20 protein-coding genes are annotated in these 21,584 nt (G+C 43.1%); all 20 read left to right on the top strand.

The features are described 5' to 3' along the window. Positions 1-43 precede the first annotated feature (43 nt). Positions 44-742 carry a radical SAM protein gene (locus KHM83_RS13635; RefSeq protein ID WP_213237581.1) on the top strand — a complete coding sequence of 233 codons (699 nt, stop codon included), beginning with the start codon at positions 44-46 and terminating at the stop codon, positions 740-742. Positions 743-828: 86 nt separating this feature from the next. Further along, positions 829-1,434: a Holliday junction branch migration protein RuvA gene (gene ruvA, locus KHM83_RS13640; protein WP_213237582.1), complete on the top strand. Its 606-nt coding sequence runs from the start codon at positions 829-831 to the stop codon at positions 1,432-1,434. A gap of 42 nt (positions 1,435-1,476) precedes the next feature. Continuing rightward, positions 1,477-2,505 carry a Holliday junction branch migration DNA helicase RuvB gene (gene ruvB, locus KHM83_RS13645; RefSeq protein WP_213237583.1) on the top strand — a complete coding sequence of 343 codons (1,029 nt, stop codon included), beginning with the start codon at positions 1,477-1,479 and terminating at the stop codon, positions 2,503-2,505. Positions 2,506-2,513: 8 nt separating this feature from the next. Next, complete coding sequence (locus KHM83_RS13650) at positions 2,514-4,133, top strand: SpoIID/LytB domain-containing protein (RefSeq protein ID WP_246543105.1); 1,620 nt, start codon at positions 2,514-2,516, stop codon at positions 4,131-4,133. Between the two features lie 263 nt (positions 4,134-4,396). Then, positions 4,397-5,419, top strand: a complete 1,023-nt coding sequence (gene queA, locus KHM83_RS13655) for a tRNA preQ1(34) S-adenosylmethionine ribosyltransferase-isomerase QueA (RefSeq protein WP_213237584.1) — start codon at positions 4,397-4,399, stop codon at positions 5,417-5,419. Positions 5,420-5,433: 14 nt separating this feature from the next. Then, positions 5,434-6,564, top strand: coding sequence for a tRNA guanosine(34) transglycosylase Tgt (tgt, locus tag KHM83_RS13660; RefSeq protein ID WP_213237585.1), 1,131 nt, complete (start codon positions 5,434-5,436; stop codon positions 6,562-6,564). A gap of 114 nt (positions 6,565-6,678) precedes the next feature. Next, complete coding sequence (gene yajC / locus KHM83_RS13665; protein WP_213237586.1) at positions 6,679-7,014, top strand: preprotein translocase subunit YajC; 336 nt, start codon at positions 6,679-6,681, stop codon at positions 7,012-7,014. Between the two features lie 113 nt (positions 7,015-7,127). Next, the gene (scfA, locus tag KHM83_RS13670; RefSeq protein ID WP_213237587.1) at positions 7,128-7,268 is read left to right on the top strand and encodes a six-cysteine ranthipeptide SCIFF; all 141 of its coding nucleotides are present in this window, start codon (positions 7,128-7,130) and stop codon (positions 7,266-7,268) included. Between the two features lie 123 nt (positions 7,269-7,391). Further along, complete coding sequence (scfB, locus tag KHM83_RS13675; protein ID WP_213237588.1) at positions 7,392-8,786, top strand: thioether cross-link-forming SCIFF peptide maturase; 1,395 nt, start codon at positions 7,392-7,394, stop codon at positions 8,784-8,786. A gap of 15 nt (positions 8,787-8,801) precedes the next feature. Then, a complete protein-coding gene (locus tag KHM83_RS13680; protein WP_213237589.1) occupies positions 8,802-9,299 on the top strand; it encodes a gamma carbonic anhydrase family protein in 498 nt (165 codons plus the stop codon). A 22-nt stretch (positions 9,300-9,321) separates the two neighbouring features. Then, positions 9,322-10,617 (top strand): protein translocase subunit SecD, encoded by a 1,296-nt coding sequence (gene secD / locus KHM83_RS19755; RefSeq protein ID WP_246543106.1) that lies wholly within the window; start codon positions 9,322-9,324, stop codon positions 10,615-10,617. A gap of 5 nt (positions 10,618-10,622) precedes the next feature. After that, positions 10,623-11,513 (top strand): protein translocase subunit SecF, encoded by an 891-nt coding sequence (gene secF / locus KHM83_RS19760; protein ID WP_246543107.1) that lies wholly within the window; start codon positions 10,623-10,625, stop codon positions 11,511-11,513. A 153-nt stretch (positions 11,514-11,666) separates the two neighbouring features. Next, positions 11,667-12,059, top strand: a complete 393-nt coding sequence (locus KHM83_RS13690) for a LapA family protein (protein ID WP_213237590.1) — start codon at positions 11,667-11,669, stop codon at positions 12,057-12,059. Next, complete coding sequence (recJ, locus tag KHM83_RS13695) at positions 12,060-14,396, top strand: single-stranded-DNA-specific exonuclease RecJ (protein ID WP_213237591.1); 2,337 nt, start codon at positions 12,060-12,062, stop codon at positions 14,394-14,396. 20 nt (positions 14,397-14,416) lie between these two features. Then, positions 14,417-14,935, top strand: a complete 519-nt coding sequence (locus tag KHM83_RS13700) for an adenine phosphoribosyltransferase (protein ID WP_213237592.1) — start codon at positions 14,417-14,419, stop codon at positions 14,933-14,935. Positions 14,936-15,059: 124 nt separating this feature from the next. Beyond that, complete coding sequence (locus KHM83_RS13705) at positions 15,060-17,243, top strand: RelA/SpoT family protein (RefSeq protein WP_213237593.1); 2,184 nt, start codon at positions 15,060-15,062, stop codon at positions 17,241-17,243. Positions 17,244-17,258: 15 nt separating this feature from the next. Next, a complete protein-coding gene (gene dtd / locus KHM83_RS13710; protein ID WP_213237594.1) occupies positions 17,259-17,708 on the top strand; it encodes a D-aminoacyl-tRNA deacylase in 450 nt (149 codons plus the stop codon). 99 nt (positions 17,709-17,807) lie between these two features. Next, positions 17,808-18,443, top strand: coding sequence for an MBL fold metallo-hydrolase (locus KHM83_RS13715; RefSeq protein WP_213237595.1), 636 nt, complete (start codon positions 17,808-17,810; stop codon positions 18,441-18,443). Between the two features lie 8 nt (positions 18,444-18,451). Beyond that, positions 18,452-19,936, top strand: a complete 1,485-nt coding sequence (gene hemZ / locus KHM83_RS13720) for a coproporphyrinogen dehydrogenase HemZ (protein WP_213237596.1) — start codon at positions 18,452-18,454, stop codon at positions 19,934-19,936. Between the two features lie 316 nt (positions 19,937-20,252). After that, on the top strand, positions 20,253-21,584 hold the full coding sequence (gene hisS / locus KHM83_RS13725) for a histidine--tRNA ligase (protein WP_213237597.1): 1,332 nt from the start codon (positions 20,253-20,255) through the stop codon (positions 21,582-21,584).

The raw sequence follows: 21,584 nt of genomic DNA on the forward strand, positions 1-21,584 counted from the left end.
TATGCTATAATGAATAGCAGAACGAATGTTTGCAGGAGACGCTATGATTGGTTATGTCAGAAATATTATTACACACTCTGCGGTAGATGGCCCCGGCAATCGGCTCGTCATTTTTTTGCAGGGATGCAATTTTAATTGCCGTTATTGTCATAATCCGGAAACGATACCGCGCGATTGGGAAAACAGTGCTTTTGAAATGGATGTTTCGGCTGTGGTCAATACGGTTGAACGCTATATTGATTATCTTTCAGGTGTTACGTTTTCAGGCGGTGAATGTACGCTTCAGTCAGCATTTTTACTAGCTTGCTGTCGCGCACTCAAAGAGAGAGGCGTTCACATTCTCATTGACAGCAATGGCTCGGCATCTGAAGATGTACTCACATCACTGGCTGCCTATGCAGACGGCTTTATGATTGATCTCAAATCCTTTTCGGGTCATTTGCACAAGGTACTGACAGATGCCGGCAATGCGCGTGTACTCGCCAATATATTGGCCTTAGCACAGTGCGGAAAACTTTATGAGGTACGAATGGTCGTCGTCCCAGGTTTTGCCGATACCCGCGAATCAATTGCGTGGCTGGCAGATCAGCACTTATTGCATATTCCCCTTAAACTGATTAAATACCGTGCACATGGTGTGACCGATCGGGCAAAAGCACTTGTGCCGCCAACAGATAATGAAATGCAAGACTTGAAAGCCTATGCGGAAAAACTGGGATTTCATAAAATTACAGTGGTGTAATCATCTTGGGATTGGTGATCATGATTCAACTTCCTCAAGTAACACACTGGAAAATCAAGTTTACAGAAACAGTATAAGGAGCTTTAATGATAGATTATATTAAAGGAGAACTTGTTCACGTTGATATCGATCACATCGTTGTGGATAACCGTGGTGTCGGCTATCAAATATTAACATCAAAGCAGTCTCAAAATGAACTGATGATGATGGATGGGGAGATCATTTGTTATACGCAGTTGATTGTACGGGAAGATGCCATGCTGCTTGTTGGTTTTGCTTCAAAAGATGAACGAGCAATGTTTCAGAAGCTGACGTCAGTCAGCGGCATTGGCACCAAAGTTGCCATCGGCATGCTGTCGCATCAGGATTACCGTCAGCTGGCGCTTATGATTATGAAAGGTGATGTCAAAGGCATTACAGCAGCCCCGGGTGTCGGCAAAAAAACAGCAGAACGCCTTATCTTGGAACTGAAAGATAAAGTCGGTCATTTTGGCAGCGAAACGGTGACGGAGATGGATGCCGATGTGACAGACCCTGCAATATCAAATGTTTATACCGATGCACTTGAAGCACTTATTTCTCTAGGCTATGCGAAGCATGATGCGGAACACATGCTTCGGGGAATCGATATGACATCGATGACGGCAGAAGGCGTGATCAAAGAGGCGCTAAAGAAAATGATGGGGATGTAACGATTCCTGTAAAGGGGTAAGGCAGCAGAAAAAGGAGCAGAAATGGATCGATTTATTACGCCGAACTTAATGGAGGAAGACCGTCAGGAAATGTCCATTCGACCAAGTCGAATGGCTGATTATATTGGCCAAGCCAAAACAAAAGAAAAGCTTACAATCTTTATGGAAGCAGCAAAATTGCGTGCTGAATCGCTTGATCACGTTTTGCTGTACGGGCCGCCTGGATTGGGAAAGACAACACTTTCATGTATTATTGCCAACGAGATGAACGTGGATATTAAAGTAACGTCCGGTCCGGCGATTGAACGCCCTGGTGATCTGGCGGCGATCCTTACCAGTATGAAACCGAACGACGTACTTTTTATTGATGAAATCCATCGATTGAGTCGACATGTTGAAGAAGTTTTATACCCAGCGATGGAGGATTTTGCCATTGATATTGTCATTGGCAAGGGGCCGGGTGCGCGGTCGGTTCGACTGGATCTTCCGAAGTTTACGCTGATTGGAGCAACGACACGTGCCGGACAGCTGACGTCACCGTTACGAGATCGGTTTGGCGTTATCTGCAAACTGGAATTATACGATTCTGAGGATTTAGCTGAAATTATTAAGCGATCGGCGTCTGTTTTGGCGATAGAAATTGATGATGCTGCCGCAGTTGAAATGGCAATGCGAAGCAGAGGGACGCCGAGGATTGTCAATCGATTACTGAAACGAGTACGCGATTATGCACAAGTGCGTGGAGAAGGGGTTATTACACTGGCGATTGCCAAGTCGGCGCTGGATCTTCTTGAAGTTGATGCATTGGGTTTAGATGCTGTTGACAGGCGTATTATTGATCATATGATTACGAACTTTGACGGCGGCCCTGTCGGACTTGAGACGTTAGCTGCTGCAACCGGTGAAGAGGCAACAACCATCGAAGATGTTTATGAACCCTACCTGATGCAGATTGGCTTTATCAATCGAACGCCAAGGGGCAGGGTTGTTACCAATCGAGCAAGACAGCATTTAGGCTATCAGCTCATTTTAGAAAGTGAGCAGTTAAGTCTTTCCATAGAAGATTTATAGGAGGTTTCATGTTTCGATTTTTAAAGCGATTGCTTATACTTGTGTGCTTGATGACAGCGGCAAGCAATGTGGCGTATGCAGATGAAACCATGATTGATGTCGGTCTCTTTTATGGTGTCAACAGTCAATATCCTTTTGGGATCAGCAGTGATACAGGCTTTGTTTTTGGCAGTGCTGAGGGCGATCGTATTACAACCCTAGTCGATCTCAGCAATTATAAAAGCTTAAAAGTGTATAAGGCCGGCTATTATGAAAATGAAAAGCTGGTAACCACCAATGCCACTTATTATGCAGGCGGCAACGTAAAAGGTGCTTATACTGTCCGAATCGGTCAAAGCGAGTCAAATTTGAGCGCTGTATTTGATGACTTTTTAGCAAAGAAGGCATCAGCGCCGGAGATCATGATGGTTTATGACGGTCAGTGGTATATTGCATATGGGTGTTATGTCAATGAGAATGCGGCGATTACCGCTTTAAATAAATTGACTGATGATTATCCAAATGACATGCTGAGTGTCATGAAACAAAGCCGTTATCAAATGGTGGTTTGTGGGGACAATATGCCGCTTGTGAGTTTTAACACATCACTTCAGGATTTTGTCTTTGCCGCACCACTCATTGAATATGATGATATTGTCTATCGTCATGCGATCATGGCAAAACGGACTAAAACCAGTGATTATGCGGTTATCAACCACTTACCGTTAGATGATTATCTATATGGTGTTGTGCCAAAAGAAATGTCTGAGGGCTGGCCGCTGGAAGCGCTAAAAGCCCAAGCAGTTGCCGCAAGAAATTTTACGCTGATCAATATGGGGTCGCATATGGCTGATGGGTTTGATGTTTGTACAACAACGGACTGTCAGGTTTACGGCGGCTATTTTGCGGAGAATGAAGAGGCGACTAAGGCTGTTGATGCAACGTCAAATATTGTGCTCAAATATCAAGAGGAGATAGCCTCCTGTTATTATCATGCCAACAGTGGTGGTGAAACGGAAGACATTAGCAATATATGGTCTGGTGATTTGCCTTACATTAAAGGGAAAAAAGATCCGTACTCTTTAGGACAGCCTAATGCGACTTGGACGGTGACACTTGATGCCGATACGATTGAAAGCGGGCTCAAATCAGCTGGATACAATATTGGGACCTATCAAGGCGTTCGTGTTGAAGAAGTTTCAGATCACGGCAGAGTGCTTAAAATAACCTTTATGGGTTCAAAAGACAACGCGGTTCTGCTAAAAGAAAATATGCGTAAAATTTTTGGTTATACAACGGTAAAGAGCATGTATTTTTCGCTTGAGGAGACAGCTGTGGGGATTGCCATGAAAACGTCATCCCGCATTGAGAATATTTCAGAGGACAGCTTCTATGCAATGACCTCGGCCGGCCTCTCAAAAGTTGATGACAGTGCTTATGCACAGCAAAGCAGCGGTATTTCGACGATTGCTTCGGCACAAAAGACTTCACAGCGCAACACAGACGGATTGACGCTCTATGGCAAGGGTTACGGCCATGGACTTGGTATGAGCCAATGGGGTGCTAAGGTGATGGCGGAGTCCGGTATGACATTTGATAAGATATTGACCTTTTACTACACGGGGACGATACTGGATCAAATCGATTAGGGACCGTACTTGACTTTGAAGTGCACATGATTTTGTGCACTTTTTCTATTGCAAAAGTACAAAGAGTTCTATAAAATCAATAGAGTCGTCAATTGGTAAAGTACCGTGAAAAATCATTATGATGAAAGAAAGCGAAACGATCATAATAGCAGAATATGTTAGAATAACGATACTGGAACGAGTCGTTTATATTGTGCAATGATCGTGAAAACACGATGGATAAAATGTTCATAATATTGAAATAGAAGTGGCAGGATATAAAAATGAAAACAAGTGATTTTAAATTTAATTTACCGGAGGCACTGATTGCACAGACACCGCTCGAGGATCGAAGCAATTCAAGGCTCATGGTTGTGAATCGCACAGAGGGCAATTTTTCACATAAGACATTTAAGGATGTCGTGTCATATCTCCGTGCAGGTGACTGTTTAGTGCTGAACAATACAAAAGTCATTCCCGCGCGGATTTTTGGTCAAAAGGAAACAGGTGCGGTCGTGGAGTTCCTCCTCTTAAAGAGACTGGATGATCACACATGGGAAACACTGGTGAAACCAGGTAAAAAGGCGAAGGTCGGTTCGGTTTTCACATTTGGCGAAGGTGAAATGAGATGTGAAGTAACGGCAATTGGCGAAGGTGGTGCCAGAATTGTAAAGTTTGACTATGAAGGTGTCTTCGAAGCAGTGCTGGATAAGCTGGGCACAATGCCGCTGCCGCCGTATATTCACGAAAAGCTTGAAGATAAAACCCGTTATAATACTGTTTATGCTAAATATGATGGCTCAGCAGCGGCGCCGACAGCGGGTCTCCATTTTACAAAAGAGCTGCTGACAGTGTTGAGGGAAAAAGGTGTTCAGATTGCCTACTTGACGCTTCATGTTGGTCTTGGAACCTTTCGGCCGGTTAAAGTCGATGATGTGAATGATCATAAAATGCATTCTGAATACTATGAATTAAGTGCTGAAAATGCCACAATCATCAATACTGCACGTGCAAAGGGCGGCCGGATCATCACAGTGGGGACAACCTCAACGCGAACGCTGGAAACCATTGCGGGAGAGGACGGTTCCGTCTCGGCACAAAGCGGATGGACGGATATATTTATTTATCCCGGATATCAGTTTAAAATCGTCGATGGCCTCGTCACCAATTTTCATCTGCCGGAATCGACGCTGATCATGCTCGTCAGTGCATTGTCTTCAAAAGAATTGATATTAAAAGCCTATGAAGAAGCTGTTCAAGAAGCATACCGTTTCTTTAGTTTTGGCGATGCCATGCTGATTATATAATGAAGGGAGTTTCTATGGCAATTAAGTATGAACTGATAAAAACCTGCAAGCAGTCCGGTGCCAGACTCGGTAGACTGCACACGCCTCACGGCATTATTGAGACGCCGATTTTTATGCCGGTTGGCACGCAGGCGACAGTAAAAGCAATGACACCGGAAGAACTCAAGGAAATGGAAGCGCAAATCATCTTGTCCAATACGTATCACCTCTATTTGCGTCCGGGGCATGAACTGGTTCAAAAAGCAGGTGGTTTGCACAGTTTTATGAATTGGGACCGTCCGATTTTGACGGATAGCGGGGGATTTCAAGTTTTTAGCCTTGGCGATCTTCGTAAAATTACAGAAGAAGGCGTTACTTTTCAGTCACATCTCGATGGCAGCCGTCACTTTTTAAGTCCTGAACGCGTAATGGCAATAGAGAACGCGCTTGGTGCAGATATCATTATGGCATTTGATGAGTGTGCGCCTTACCCGTCAGAGCATGATTATGTAAAACGCTCACTGGAGCGGACGACGCGCTGGGCAGAGCGATGCAAGAACGCACATCAGAATACTGAAAAACAAGCCTTATTCGGCATTGTCCAAGGTGGCATGTATGAAGATTTGAGACGTCAGAGCGCAGCTGAACTCGTTGCACTTGATTTCCCGGGGTACGCCATTGGCGGTTTAAGTGTCGGCGAACCAAAGCCGATGATGTATGAAGTCCTCGATTATACTGTACCGCTTTTACCAGCAGACAAACCGAGATATTTAATGGGTGTTGGCAGTCCGGATGCTTTGATTGAAGGTGCACTTCGCGGTATTGATATGTTTGACTGTGTTTTGCCGACGCGAACAGCGAGAAATGGTACGGCGATGACATCAAAGGGAAAAGTCGTTATCAAACACGCGAAATATACAGAAGATTTCTCGCCGTTAGACCCGGAATGTGACTGCTATACTTGCAGAAATTATACAAAAGCCTATTTGAGACATTTGTATAAAGCAAACGAAATTTTGTCGTCGCGACTGATGTCATACCATAATCTTCACTTTTTAATCAATTTGATGAAGCAGGTGCGGAAAGCGATTACAGAAGACCGTCTATTAGATTTTAGAGCATCTTTTTTTGAGAAGTACTACGGCGAGACGCCGACGGACTTATAGCAATTAGTCTATTTGACCGTCCAATAAAAGTGATTTTCAATACCGGGTGTTTCTGTTATAATAAAAATTAGATATTAAAAAGCGATGCAAAAAAAGATCAAAGGAGTGAACAACATGCAAAGTACTTTAAGTTTAGTGCTGTATATGGCATTTTTCTTTGGATTGATGTATTTCCTTATTATCAGACCACAAAATAAGAAGAATAAGCAGCTAACCGATTTGAGGGCTAATTTAAGACAGGGTGATATCGTCGTAACCATCGGTGGTATCGTTGGTAAGATCATCAGTGTCAAAGACGATGATGTCGTATTGGAGATAGGTGCTGCGAGAACGAAACTGTCATTTAAAAAATGGGCAATTTCTTCTGTAGACGTTCCGTCAGAAGCACCAATGCCTGCTGAACCAGAACAGATTGAAACCGTTGAGGCCGATGATTCTGACGAAGCATAAAAATGGACTTTGCTTGTTCTTGGCGAAATAGCTTTTCTATTTTGCGGATATATGGTATAATGGCTTGTATTTTTTAAAAAAATTGAACTTTCTTTATGAAGGGGGATTTGAAAATGAAGCATATCAAAACGCTTAACAGCGGTACGTTAAAGAGCAGTGCAGCACACGGTGGATGCGGCGAATGTCAAACATCTTGTCAGTCGGCTTGTAAAACGTCTTGTACGGTTGGCAACCAAGCATGTGAAAATAAATAAGAGCTTCAGTTATGAAAGCAGCTTGAAGCTGCTTTTCTTAATGCCCAAAGCTAAATGTGACACTGGCGAATAATTATGCGTACGACGCATCAGAGCGTTCGTCAGTGCCCACTGGAGGAATAAATGATACACAAATTTAAACAGGGCGACCTGTATTTTGTATTGGATGTCAATAGCGGTGCGGTACATGTCATCGATGAAATCGTTTATGATCTATTGGACTACTACCCTAAACTGTGTCCAATCAGTGCCATCAAAGCATTAGTTGAAAAGTACCCGGAAGATCAGCTCCGTGAAGCGATGGCAGATATTGATCAGCTTATCGATGCCGAGATGCTGCTCACGGATGATCAATATATCAACAGCATTGAATTTCAGAATAGAAGCCCTGTTATCAAGGCACTTTGTCTGCATGTTGCACACGACTGCAATTTAAGGTGTGCCTACTGTTTTGCCTCACAGGGTGATTTTGAAGGGGATCGCGGTTTGATGTCGTTTGAAGTCGGCAAGAAGGCGCTTGATTTACTGGTTGCCTATTCTGGAAATCGTCGTAATTTGGAAGTTGACTTCTTTGGCGGTGAGCCGCTGATGAATTTTGAAGTTGTTAAAAAGCTCGTCGACTATGGGCGATCGTTGGAAGCAGCGAATAAAAAGCACTTTCGATTTACCATTACCACAAATGGCGTTTTGCTAAATGATGAAATCGCGGACTATATTAATGCCAATATGGACAATGTCGTGCTCAGTATTGACGGGCGCAAAGCCGTTAATGACAAAATGCGCTATACGATTTCCGGCGGCGGGTCCTACGATGTTATTGTACCGAAGTTTAAGTCAATCGTGGACAAGCGCGGTGATAAAGCCTATTATGTCAGAGGGACTTATACAAGAGAAAATCTGGATTTTGCAAAAGATGTCCTTCATCTAGCTGATCTTGGTTTTAAGAGTACTTCCGTAGAACCGGTGGTGACATCACCTGACATTCCATATGCACTGCGAGATGAAGATTTGCCGATGCTCTTTGCACAGTATGATGAAATTGCTGAGGCGTTGATTGAGCGAGATGCTGCCGGAAAACCTTTTGGCTTTTTTCACTTTGCCATTGATCTTTCGCAAGGACCATGTGTGATTAAACGCCTTACAGGCTGTGGCGCGGGTTCGGAGTATATCGCCGTAACACCAGAAGGGGATATCTATCCATGCCATCAGTTTGTGGGCAATGAACACTTTTTAATGGGCAATGTCATGGCGGGCGTCATTGACTTTGGCCTCAGTAATGAGTTTAAAAATGCTCATGTTTACAATAAGAAAAAATGTCGCGACTGCTGGGCAAAGTTTTATTGCAGCGGTGGCTGCCACGCAAATGCCTATAACTTTAATCACGATATCTACGTGCCTTATGATTTAGGGTGCGAACTTGAGAAAAAACGCATTGAATGCTCCATTTATGTCTACAGCAAGTTGCATGAAGCTGAAAATGCGGAAACTGTTTCAGAAATTGTCGATATGTCTACTTAATTGAAGGAGGGTCTTATGATAAGAGGTTTTGACGGAAAATTCCCGAAAATTGATAAAAACTGCTTTGTTGCGGAGACTGCAGATATAATTGGTGACGTTTCTGTAGCTGTTGATTCGAATTTTTGGTATAATACTGTCGTTAGAGGCGATGATGCACCGATTGCAATTGGAAAGCGGACGAATATCCAAGATTTAGTTACGATTCATTGTAATCATGGCTGTCCATGTACGATTGGCGATGATGTCACGATTGGGCATCGTGCGATTGTTCATGGCTGTACAGTTGGAAACCGTGTATTAATTGGTATGGGCGCCATTATCATGGACAATGCCGTCATTGAAGACGATGTCATCATTGGGGCAGGCGCACTAATTGCTTCTGGCAAACGCATTCCTTCAAAATCACTTGTCATCGGTATGCCCGCAAAAGTTGTCAGATCATTGACAGATGAAGAAATAGAAGGTATCAAGGCATCGTCAGAAGATTATGTGGCGCTGTCAAAGAAATACTAATCGCTGGTAGGGAGGAAATTACATGAACAAAAAGAACACAATCCTGTTCATACTCATCGTAGCGTTGATAGCAGGGTTGACTTATTTGGCCGCATATGGTGTGAACGTTGGAAGCTTTACTGTTGCACCTGTTTCCGATTCGATGAATCTTGGACTTGACATTAAAGGCGGCGTTGTCGTCGTGTACCAAGCAGAAACCGATGCATCGGGTGACGACTTGTCAAAAATTATGGAACAGACAAAAAGCGTTATCAGTAAACGTGTTAATGAATTGGGACTGACAGAACCTGTGATTACCATTCAGGGGAGTAACCGCATTCGAATAGAACTTCCGGGCGTCGAAAATGCGCAAGATGCGATTAGCGTGATAGGTGAGACGGCACAACTGGAGTTTGCACTTGTGACGGGTGATTTGCCGGCTTATGAAGGCATGCCCAAATCAATGCTCGAAACGGAAACCGTTTTGACAGGTGAAGAGATTAAAGACGCATTTGTGACAACTGATGAAACAGGATCGCCGTCAGTCGGCTTAAAGTTCACATCAGAAGGTACGGATAAATTTACAGCCGGCACGGTAAAAGCGATTGACAATGCTTCAAATAAAGGGCAAATTGCTATTTTCTTGGATGATACCGTTATTTCAGCGCCATATGTCAGCAAAGTTATTTCACAAGATGAGGCGATTATTACAGGAAGTTTTGATGTTGAACGCGCAAACAATTTGGCAACGCTCATTAGGGGCGGTGCACTGCCTGTACCACTTTCCGAAGTTCAAACATCTGTTATCGGCCCAACACTTGGCCTTGATTCATTGAATTCATCTGTACGTGCTGCGATTGTAGGGTTATGCCTCGTCGTTCTGTTCATGCTAATTTATTATAAAATTCCTGGTTTTATTGCATCTGTTGCTTTATTAACTTACGCACTTATTATTCTTTATGCAATGATCGGTTTTGGCGCGACGCTGACACTGCCAGGTGTTGCTGGTATCGTCCTTTCACTGGGGATGGCCGTTGATGCCAATGTCATTATATTCGAAAGGCTCAAGGAAGAAATGAAAGTCGGCAAATCGCTTAGAGCATCTATTGACAGCGGTTTTCATCGCGCGATGCGCACCATTGTCGATTCAAATGTCACGACGTTTATTGCCGCTATTGTACTCTTTGCTTTTGGAGAAGGTCCAATAAAAGGGTTTGCCGTTACCTTGATGATTGGTATTATTGCCAGTATGTTTACGGCTGTCGTCTTGACAAAAACGCTGTTAAAGCTCTCGTTGGGCTTTACAGATCGTAAAAAGCTCTATGGATCAAGGGGGTAAGCGGTATGAAAAATGTGACAATCATCAAACATTCAAAACTGTGGTTTTCAATATCCGGCGCAATCATCCTCATCGGTTTAATCATGATGCTGGTACGCGGATTAAATTTCGGGATTGACTTTACTGGCGGGACCATGATGCAGGTAGATTTAGGACAGACAGTATCGGTAGCAGAACTCCAAGAGGTTTTAGCACCGTACAACCTATCGCCGGAAATAGTCCATGCAGGTGCAGATAAAACAGAAGTGATCATCAAAACAAAACTTTCCATAAACAATGAAGACCGTATGGCCATCTTTAATACCATTAAGACACAATATGGCCTTGAAGACGGGGCACTGAGAAGTACAGAACAATTCGGTCCTGCAATTGGCACTGAGATCAGAAACAGAGCGATTATGGCGATCCTCGGCGCTGCCGTGTTAATGCTCATCTATATCACTTTCAGATTTGAGCTGGTCTTTGGCTTGGCAGCTATTGTCGCGTTGCTTCATGATGTTCTCATACTGATATCGGTTTATGCTATCTTTAGCATTACAGTTAATTCATCATTTATTGCTGCAGTCCTAACCATTGTTGGTTACTCCATCAATGATACCATCGTCGTATTCGATCGACTGCGCGAAAACGTAAAACGTGAAAAGAATAAAAAGTATGGCGAGATTGCAGACATGTCTATTGGACAAACACTGACGCGATCCATCAATACGTCACTCACGACAATGCTCGTTATTGGCTCACTATTGGTGCTGGGCGTTGACTCAATCAAAGAGTTTGCATTGCCGTTAATGGCCGGAGTTGCCGTTGGTACGTATTCATCAATCTTTATTGCAAGTCCAGTTTGGGCACTTATTCGCAGCCGTAAGGCGAGAAAGGGATCATACGCGACTAACTAGTTGAATGGAGCCATGATCGCCTATGTGGGGTGATCATGGCTTTTTAAATAAGTGCTAATAACTATTTCGATGAGATTACATAACAGACTGATTTGGATTTCTGAAATGAACGGGGAAAATTTAACTGTCAGAAATGAATGTGAGGAGGCTCATATGCAAGCGAATATTATTTTATTCTTGATTTTTGCCATTGTTATCGCACTATTTGCACTGTTTAATGCGACGGTGGTAACTGTAAGCTTTGTATTTACGCAAATTGAGGTATCATTGGCACTGGTAATTATTATTTCTGCACTGATTGGCGCGCTAATGGTTATTTTGTTTGACAGTATTAAGAAGTTAAAGACGAAAAAAACCATCAAAGAGCTTAACAAGCGCATCACAGGACTTGAAGGTCAGCTTAAAGACAAAGAACTGGAAAGTCTGAAAAAGGATGAAGTTATCAAATCAAAGGATGAAGTCATCAAAGAAAAAGAAGATGCCCTTCAAGAACGTGAAACAGCGCTGAAGGCAATGCAGGAAAAGAATTCACAAAATGGAGTGTAAATGATTTTTCAAAATAGCATTTGGGAGCCCGTGGCGGTTTCTGAAGAAACGATAATAAAATATAGTACTATTTTCCAAACAGAGCCCTTGATTACAAAAATGTTATTAGATCGAGGGCTTAAAACACGTGAAGAAGCTATCCGTTTTTTTTCGCCTTCGCTTGATGCACTGCATGATCCTTTTTTATTGACAGATATGGACCAAGCTGTAACGCGTATCCGAAAAGCCGTTGCTGGAAAAGAGCAGATTTGGCTGTATGGTGATTACGATGTGGACGGCATTACCAGCATTTCGATTCTGATACACTATTTCAGGTCGCTTGGTATCAAAGTGCAATACTATATTCCAGATCGTCAGGATGAAGGTTATGGTATTAGTGTTACTGGCCTCGATTCGATTAAAGCGGCGGGGGGAACGCTGGTGATTACGGTTGACTGCGGGATTACTGCGGTTTCAGAAGCAGAGTATGCACGTGAAATTGGCCTTGACCTCGTCATAACAGATCATCATGAATGCCAGGAAACACTGCCAAGTGCCATTGCTGTCGTCAATCCGAAGCGAGAAGGTTATCCGTTTAAAATGCTTGCCGGCTGCGGTGTTGCTTTTAAGTTGGTACAAGCGTTGGCTGGAGATGATTTTGAAGTATTTTATCCAAAAGTCATTGATATTTTAGCGCTTGGAACCATTGCTGATATTGTACCGCTGGCAGATGAAAATCGTATTTTTGCAAAGCTTGGCCTCGCGCAAATGGAGCGTTCGGAAAATGCGGGCATAAAAGCGTTGATTAAAGAGGCAAACTTAGAGAAGAAAGAAGTGAACGCCGGTCATATTGGGTTCGTTATTGCACCGCGGATCAATGCATCCGGTCGTATTGGCAATCCTAAGATTGCCGTTGAACTATTGACGACGCCTCATTTTGGCAAAGCAATTAAAATTGCGAAAGAGCTAAGTGCTTTAAATGCAGAGCGACAAGCGCGTGAACGCGAAATCGTCGAAGATGCTGAAACTTACATCTTAAAGAACATCGACTTGGATCGTGAGCGCGTGCTCATCGTCGTGGGGCGTAATTGGCATACGGGGATTATCGGTATCGTTGCCTCTAAACTCTCGGAAAAATATAGTCGTCCTACCGTTATTCTCAATTTGGAAGATGATCTTGCAAAAGGTTCTGCTAGGAGTATTGAAGGCATCAGTATTTTTGAAGTGCTTAGTCAGTTTAAACATTTATTTTTAAAATTTGGCGGACATGAACAGGCAGCGGGGTTGACGCTGAAGGCAGAAGATGTGCCAAAGCTGAAAACTGAGCTTATGGCATATGGGGCAACGTCAATGCCAAACTACTTGCTAAAACTAAAAAAAACCGTTAACGGTGAATTGACGCCTAAAATGGTTACACACAAGCTGCTTGACGAAATTGATCAACTAAAACCTTTCGGCGTTGGCAACCCGAGACCGCAGTTTGCATTTAAAAATCTCATTATTGACGATTTTACGAGAATTGGTAAACAGCAGAATCATTTAAAACTCATTGTCAATGACGGTATTCGCATTTACGATGCACTGGCTTTCAATCAAGGTGATCTCACGGCTTACTTTCGCAAGAATGATCGTGTGCACATGTTGCTTTATTTGGAAAAGAACAGCTTTATGGGTGTTGAAACCATTCAATTTATGATACGGGATATGGTGAAAAACAGAATGCCGCTGTCGGCTTATTTGCTTCAAAAAATCAGTGAGGCTGAGGCCGCTTATTTAACTTCAGAAAAAAATATTGCCATTAACGGCAAATTTACAAAAATACAGGATTTTGATATAATATTTTCGTCAGGGCAAGCGTTGCCGCTGTTGATTTACAATCAGGAAGGTCTTATTCGATTTAAAGATTATGTCTTTTCTGAAAACCGATATAACTATACGGTACATTTTAATATGCTGAACGCATTGGAACAGCGTGAAGGTTATGTCGATGTCGTCTTTATGCCGCTTTCCGAAGCAACATCGGCTTTGATGACGGGATACGTGTTGGAGGATGCTTTAAGAGCTCAGACGCTGGCGGCACTGATACCAGATCGTGATGATGTTGCCCTGATTTATAAACGTATTGGATCTATTGAGGAAATAGCCGTTGAGAAGCTTGCGGCGCACGTCAACATGCATTTGACTAAATGCTTGCTTGGGTTGAAATTGCTTGAAGAAATGGCGCTTTTTAACGTTGAACGTCAAGGCGCACTTATGAAGTTTCATAAGATGCCGCGGCCGGAACAGAAGGTGGATATCGAACAAATCCCGCTGTACCGCCATTTGATGGATGAGTGGCGCGATTTATCACGATATTGAATATGACGGAGGCTAATAAAATGGATTTTAAATCAAAAATTCGCGTGGTTGAAGATTTCCCAGTTAAGGGAATCAGTTTTAAAGATATCACAACACTGCTTCAAGATGGTGAGGCTTATGCGGCGGCGATTAAAGAAATGGCAGCAATGGTAGAAACGCTCGAATTTGATGTTGTCGTAGGTCCGGAGGCAAGGGGATTTCTAACAGGTGCTCCCTTGAGCATTTTAACGAAGACGGGATTTGTTCCCATTCGAAAACCAGGCAAACTCCCATATGATACGATTCAACACGCCTATGAACTCGAATACGGGACAGATACACTTGAAATTCATGCGGATGCCATTCAAGAAGGCATGAAAGTATTGGTTGTTGACGACTTGCTGGCAACAGGCGGTACTTCCAAAGCCGTCTGTGAACTGATTGAGAAGTTAGGCGGCGAGGTCGCAGGACTCGCATTTCTTATCGAACTTGATTTTCTTGGCGGCAGAGCGCTTTTAGATGGCTATAACGTTAAGTCGCTGGTACACTATAACGATTAAAAAAGGCTTGTAAAACACAGTCAGACTCGCTAAAATGAAATATATATAGATTTTATAGATTGATAAAAGCGCGTAAGGCGCTTTTGTCGTATGGACAGAGAGGAAAGCTTAAGCAGGGTGTTCTATGAACTTAGAGAGTTATTTAGCGAAGGTCAGTAAAATTGCACCATATGTTGATCTTGACCGATTGGCGCAGGCTTACAACTTTGGTGAAAAAGCACATGAAGGGCAATATAGAAAGGATGGCGTCACGCCATTTTTTTCGCATCCGAAAAATGTCTCACTCATTTTGGCTGAACTTGAAATGGATGAAGATACGATCATCGCTTCACTGCTCCACGATACCGTGGAGGATACGACTGTAACCCTTGACGATGTGCGAAAAAAGTTTGGCAGTGAAGTTGCACTGCTTGTTGATGGCGTCACAAAGCTTGCGGTCATCAATTACGAAACAAAACAAGAGCGGCAAGTGGAAAACCTGCGCAAGATGTTTCTAGCTATGTCCAGTGATATACGGGTGATTCTCATTAAATTGGCAGACCGACTTCACAACATCCGCACACTCGATAACATGCCGCCGGAGAAACAGCGTGAAAAAGCTGAAGAAACCATTGAAATCTATGCGCCGATTGCCCATCGTCTCGGGATTTTTAAGATAAAATGGGAATTGGAAGATATGAGTCTTAAATATCTCGATCCGGAAGGATATCGCGATTTGGTCAGAAAAGTGGATCGAAAACGTACGGAGCGAGAATCTATTATTAATCATTATATTCAGCAAATCGAAAATGCACTTGACGATCTCCATATGAATTTTGAAATATATGGCAGACCGAAAAACTTTTATAGTATTTATAAAAAAATGAAATTTCAGCATAAAGAATTTGATGAAATATATGATCTGACGGCGATCCGTATTATCTGTGATGATATTAAGGACTGCTACAGCGCGTTAGGGGCTGTGCATACACTTTGGAAGCCTATTCCAGGTAGATTTAAAGATTATATTGCCATGCCGAAGCCGAATTTATATCAATCGCTTCATACAACCGTTATGGGCAATGGTGAACTCTTTGAAATTCAAATTAGGACGAAAGATATGCATCGCATTGCCGAAATCGGTATCGCAGCACACTGGAAGTATAAAGAGGGTTCTAAAGCTACCAATGCAGAAATGGAGAAAAAGATTTCGTGGTTCCGGCAAATGATGGAATGGCAGAGTGATCTCAAGGATCCAAATGAATTTATGAAATCTTTGAAATTTGATTTGTTCAATACTGAAGTCTTCGTTTTTACGCCAAATGGGCAAGTGATTGATTTGCCGGTAGGATCCACGCCTGTCGATTTTGCATACAAGATACATTCCGAAGTTGGCAATAAATGTGTGGGTGCAAAAGTCAACGGGCGTATCGTGCCCATTAACTATCAGCTCCAAAATGGCCAGCGCGTTGAAATTCTAACCGCAAAAAATGCCAATGGTCCTTCACGAGACTGGTTGAAATTTGTTAAGTCAACACAGGCAAAACAGCGGATCAAACAATGGTTTAAGAAAGAACGCCGTGAGGAAAATATCGAAAAGGGCATCGAGATTCTGCAAAGTGAACTTCGCAAACAAGGGATTCCCGTTAAGCAGGTTCTCCATGAAGATTACCTGAATGAGATATTGAGACGCCTCAGTATGAAATCGCTTGATGATTTATACAATGCACTCGGCTATGGCGGCATTTTATCCAATCAAGTGGTACCAAAAGTTAAAGAGAAATACCTCAAAGAGCAAAAGGAAGAGCATGCCAAGCAAAAACTTGAAGAAAAAATAGAAGAACCACCGCACACGCAGAAAAAACAGACGAATAAGCGCAGTGACACGGGGATTGTCGTAAAGGGCATTGATGATATTCTGGTGCGTTTTGCAAAATGCTGCAGCCCAGTGCCCGGCGATAAAATTATCGGCTATATTACGCGAGGGAGAGGTGTTACCATTCACCGGGCCGACTGCCCAAACTTTGAAAAAACCGAAGAGGCGAAAAATCGTTTTATAGAAGTAGAATGGGTATCGGATAAGGCGAGTTCGTACATGACGAATGTACAGGTCATTGCATCAGATCGTAAGGGGCTGCTATCGGAAATCACGATTATCGTCAGCGATTTGAATATGATGGTGACGGGCCTCAATGCGAAAATTGATAAAAAGGGTATTGCCATTATCAACTTATCGATTGAAATTTCTGATATAGAAGAGCTGAACCGTCTGATTCGCAAAATCAAAGGCATCGAAGATGTCATTGAAGTTAAGCGCGTGACGGCATAAAGGCAGGAGGATTATATGCGAGCGGTTGTGCAACGCGTAAAGGCATCATCTGTCGTCGTCGATGACGAAGTCGTTGGCGCGATCGGCAAGGGCATTAATGTATTACTTGGTGTCGAAGATGGCGACACAGAAAAAGACGTCACATACATGGTTGAAAAAATATGCAATCTCCGCATCTTTGAAGATGAGGCGGATAAACTCAATCAGTCATTGATGGATATTCAGGGCGAGATGCTCTGCATCTCACAGTTCACGCTTTTAGGTGATTGCAGAAAGGGCAGACGACCGAGCTTTACGAAAGCGGCTAGACCTGAAGCGGCTAATGATCTTTACGAGCAATTTGTCGAAAAAGCAAGAATGCTGGGCGTCAAAGTGGAGACTGGCGTCTTTCAAACATATATGCATGTCGATATTCAAAATGATGGGCCGATTACAATTTTAGTTGACAGTCATAAGCAGTTTTAGTGCTATAATGAACGCTTTTGCGAAGGAGAAATAACTGAGGTGGCTCTGTTCTAATGCGTTTCGCGAAAGGTGTTTTGAAGAAATGAGGAGTGATTGAAGATGATCTTAGAAAGAATAGTCGTAGGGGCATATGGTGCGAATTGTTTTATATTAGCGGACGAGAATGAACCGGACAAACCGGCAATGGTCGTTGATCCGGGCGGCGAAGCAGAGCGAATTTATAAAAAGCTTATGGATGAAGGCATTACCTGTCAGATGATTGTATTGACACACGGTCACGGCGATCATATTGGCGGTGTTGAGAAACTCAAGAAATTAACGGGTGCTAAAGTGCTCATTCACCACGAAGATGAAGTGATGCTCAAAGATGCTGCCATTAATTTAACGGCGGCGATGAATGGCCCTAAAGTTGCTTTTGCAGCAGATCGTACAATAGGCGAAGGCGACAAACTCACTATTGGTAAAATCAGCATTGATATCTTGCATACACCAGGGCATACACGTGGTGGTATTTGCCTGCATATTCCCGCGGAAAAATTGCTGATCAGTGGTGATACCTTATTTTACGGTTCAATTGGCAGAACGGATTTCCCTGGTGGTGATTATAAAGCGCTAATTAATGCCATCCAAACAAAACTGATGAAACTTGATGATGAAACAGTGGTATATCCTGGCCATGGTGCCAGTACAACCATTGGTTACGAAAGAAGAAAAAATCCATTTATTCAAGGCTAGGCGTAAACATGTTGGTATATGTTGAAAGAAATGAACTCTATTATGATCTGGAAAATTTGATTGCGATTTTTATTCAAAAATCGCAATTGTCTTTTTTAACAGATGAACACGCATTTGAAGAGGCTGTTTTACGCGGTGAAGCGTGTTTAAAGCTACAGCAAACACCGGAACTGTTTACCGCTGTGTATTATAAAGACGGCACTGCTGTCGATGATGTCAAAATAACATTATCGGGTGAAGGCTCCATGACACCGGAAGTGAAACGTTCTATTAAGAAAAGATTTTATCAGCTCTTGGAAAGCCACTATACACCAAAGAGTAAGTGGGGCATACTGGTCGGTATTCGACCGGTAAAAATCGTCCATGAATTATTGGATCGCGGTTTGGCACCAGAGGCGATTCGCAAACAGCTTTCAGAGGATTATTTGATTCAAAATGAAAAGATTGATTTAATGATGGCCATTGCAGCACGTGAAAGACCGCATCTCTTCCCGGTAGATTCAGATAAGCTGTCGCTTTACATCTGCATTCCCTTTTGTCCAACGCGCTGTCTTTACTGCTCATTCCCATCAAATGACGTGCGCAAAAAAGGTGCCCTAATGACGCCTTATGTGACAAAACTCATTGAAGAAATTCGCGAAACGGCTAAATACGCTGCAAATATTGGCAAGACCGTCGACTGTATTTATATTGGCGGAGGGACGCCGACATCGCTCAATGCAGAGCAACTGACGCAATTGCTAAAGGCTGTTTCAGAGGCATTTGATTTAACGAGCGTTCTGGAATTCACAGTTGAAGCGGGAAGACCGGACACCGTTGATTTGGAGAAGCTTCGAATTATGAAAAAGTATGGTGTCGATCGTGTCTGTGTTAATCCACAGACGATGAATGATTCGACACTAGTGAAAATAGGGCGCATGCACAAAGCGTCAGCAATTACAGACATGATGCAGCAAGTACGCCAAGTTGGTTTTAAAGTTGTCAACATGGATTTAATCATGGGTTTGCCCGACGAGACGGTGGCTGATGCCGAAAAAACAGTTGAAGCGCTTCTGGCAATGGCACCCGAGAACGTAACCCTGCACACACTGGCAGTGAAACGTGCATCACGTCTAAATGAACACTTAGAAACGATCGCATTGGCGCATGACGATGACGTGTCAAATATGATGGCGACGGCTGACAGGATGCTTCGGAGAACTGGGCTGACACCGTATTACATGTATCGGCAGAAAAAAATGATCGGCCATCTCGAAAATGTCGGTTATGCGGCAAATGGCTGTGAATCCCTATACAATATGCGCATTATGGAAGAAAGGCACACGATAATAGCACTGGGTGCAGGTGCTGTCTCAAAAATCTGTCATCCATCGGAAAATCGATTTGAACGCGTGGCAAATTTTAAAGGTGTCGAAGATTATCTCAATCGATTTGATGAAATATTGTTAAAAAAGGCGTCTGCATTTTCTGAGTTGACGATGCAGATCAAATAATATATAATACTTTCAGACGAACTGAATAGGTCGCAAGAGGAGTAGCAATGTTTATGTTCCAAGCGAGTGGGAGACTGGTGAAAGCCCATGAACGGCGCATTGTGAAGACACTTGCAGGAAGACCAATATCTTAAAGTGGGTTTAACCAATTAGGGTGGCACCGCGGGAGTATCTCTCGTCCCTTGCACAGGGACGGGAGTTTTTTAATTTAAATTAAGAAGCTTACGCAAACGATTAAGGGATGGAGCCGATTGTCACAAGACAGTGGTGATATCGGGAAAAGCGTTAGCTCAAAAGAAGCGAAAGGAGGCGTACAATGATTTTAAAACCAAAGGGCACCAATGATATTTTACCAAGCGAGGTATACAAATGGCATCATATTGAGAAGCTGTTCAGAAAGATTTGTGAAGAATTTGGATTTGAAGAAATGAGGACGCCGGCATTTGAATATACGAGTCTTTTTAAGCGCGGCGTTGGCGAAACCACTGACATTGTTCAAAAGGAAATGTTTAATGTCATCCCAAGTGTAGAAACGCGAAAGGTGACGGAGGGCGTTTGGGATGCCGCAGGGTTCAAACGCTATCTTGACAAAGATGGCATGACACTGAAGCCAGAGGGAACAGCGCCTGTCGTACGTGCATTTGTGGAAAATAAAATGCATGGACAAGGTCAGCTGCACAAATTTTATTATATTACGCCATGCTTTAGACATGAACGGCCTCAGGCAGGGCGGATGCGTGCTTTTCATCAATTTGGAATCGAAATCTTCGGAACGATGAGTGCGACGGCAGATGCGGAAGTCATTGCACTTGCCGATACATTTATCAAGCGTGTCGGGCTAATGGATGTCAAATTGCACATCAACAGCATTGGCTGTCCGACATGTCGGCCTCAGTACAATGAAACGCTTAAAGCGTATTTGGCGCCAAAACTGCCAAAGCTGTGTGATACTTGCAATGATCGATTTGATAAGAATCCAATGCGTATATTGGATTGTAAAAATCCTGATTGCCAGGCAGAATTACATGATGCGCCGCACATGATTGATTCGCTGTGTGATGAATGTGCAGCCCATTTTGAAGATGTCAAAAGCATGCTGACCGCAATGACCATTGATTTTACAGTGGATACGGGCATTGTCAGAGGACTTGATTATTACACGAAGACAGCGTTTGAATTTATTTCTGAAGATATCGGTGCACAGTCTACTGTTTCTGGCGGCGGGCGATACGATGGCTTGGTCGCAGAAGTTGGCGGGCCGGAAATACCGGGTGTAGGGTTTGGTATGGGGATGGAGCGCCTTTTGCTTACGATGCAAAATACAGGGATTGAGATACCAAAACCAATGGTAAATGAGCTCTTTATCATCGTGCTGGGTGAACAGGCAAAACGCAGTGCGCTGGCAGTGGCAAAACGCTTTAGAGATGCGGGCATCAAAACGGAAATTGATCACCTTGGACGCTCAATGAAAGCACAGTTTAAGTATGCGAATAAAATTGAAGTGCCATACGTCATCATCTTAGGTGATGACGAAGTGACAAAGGGGGTCATGCCGTTAAAGTGCATGGCTGATGGTACACAAATTGAAATAGGCATTGATGACGTTGAGAAAGGCGTCGCATTGATCCAATCAAAACAGGAGGCTTAA

Origin of the sequence: Fusibacter paucivorans (assembly GCF_018390735.1) — a bacterium.
GTDB classification, from domain to species: Bacteria; Bacillota; Clostridia; order Peptostreptococcales; family Acidaminobacteraceae; genus Fusibacter; species Fusibacter paucivorans.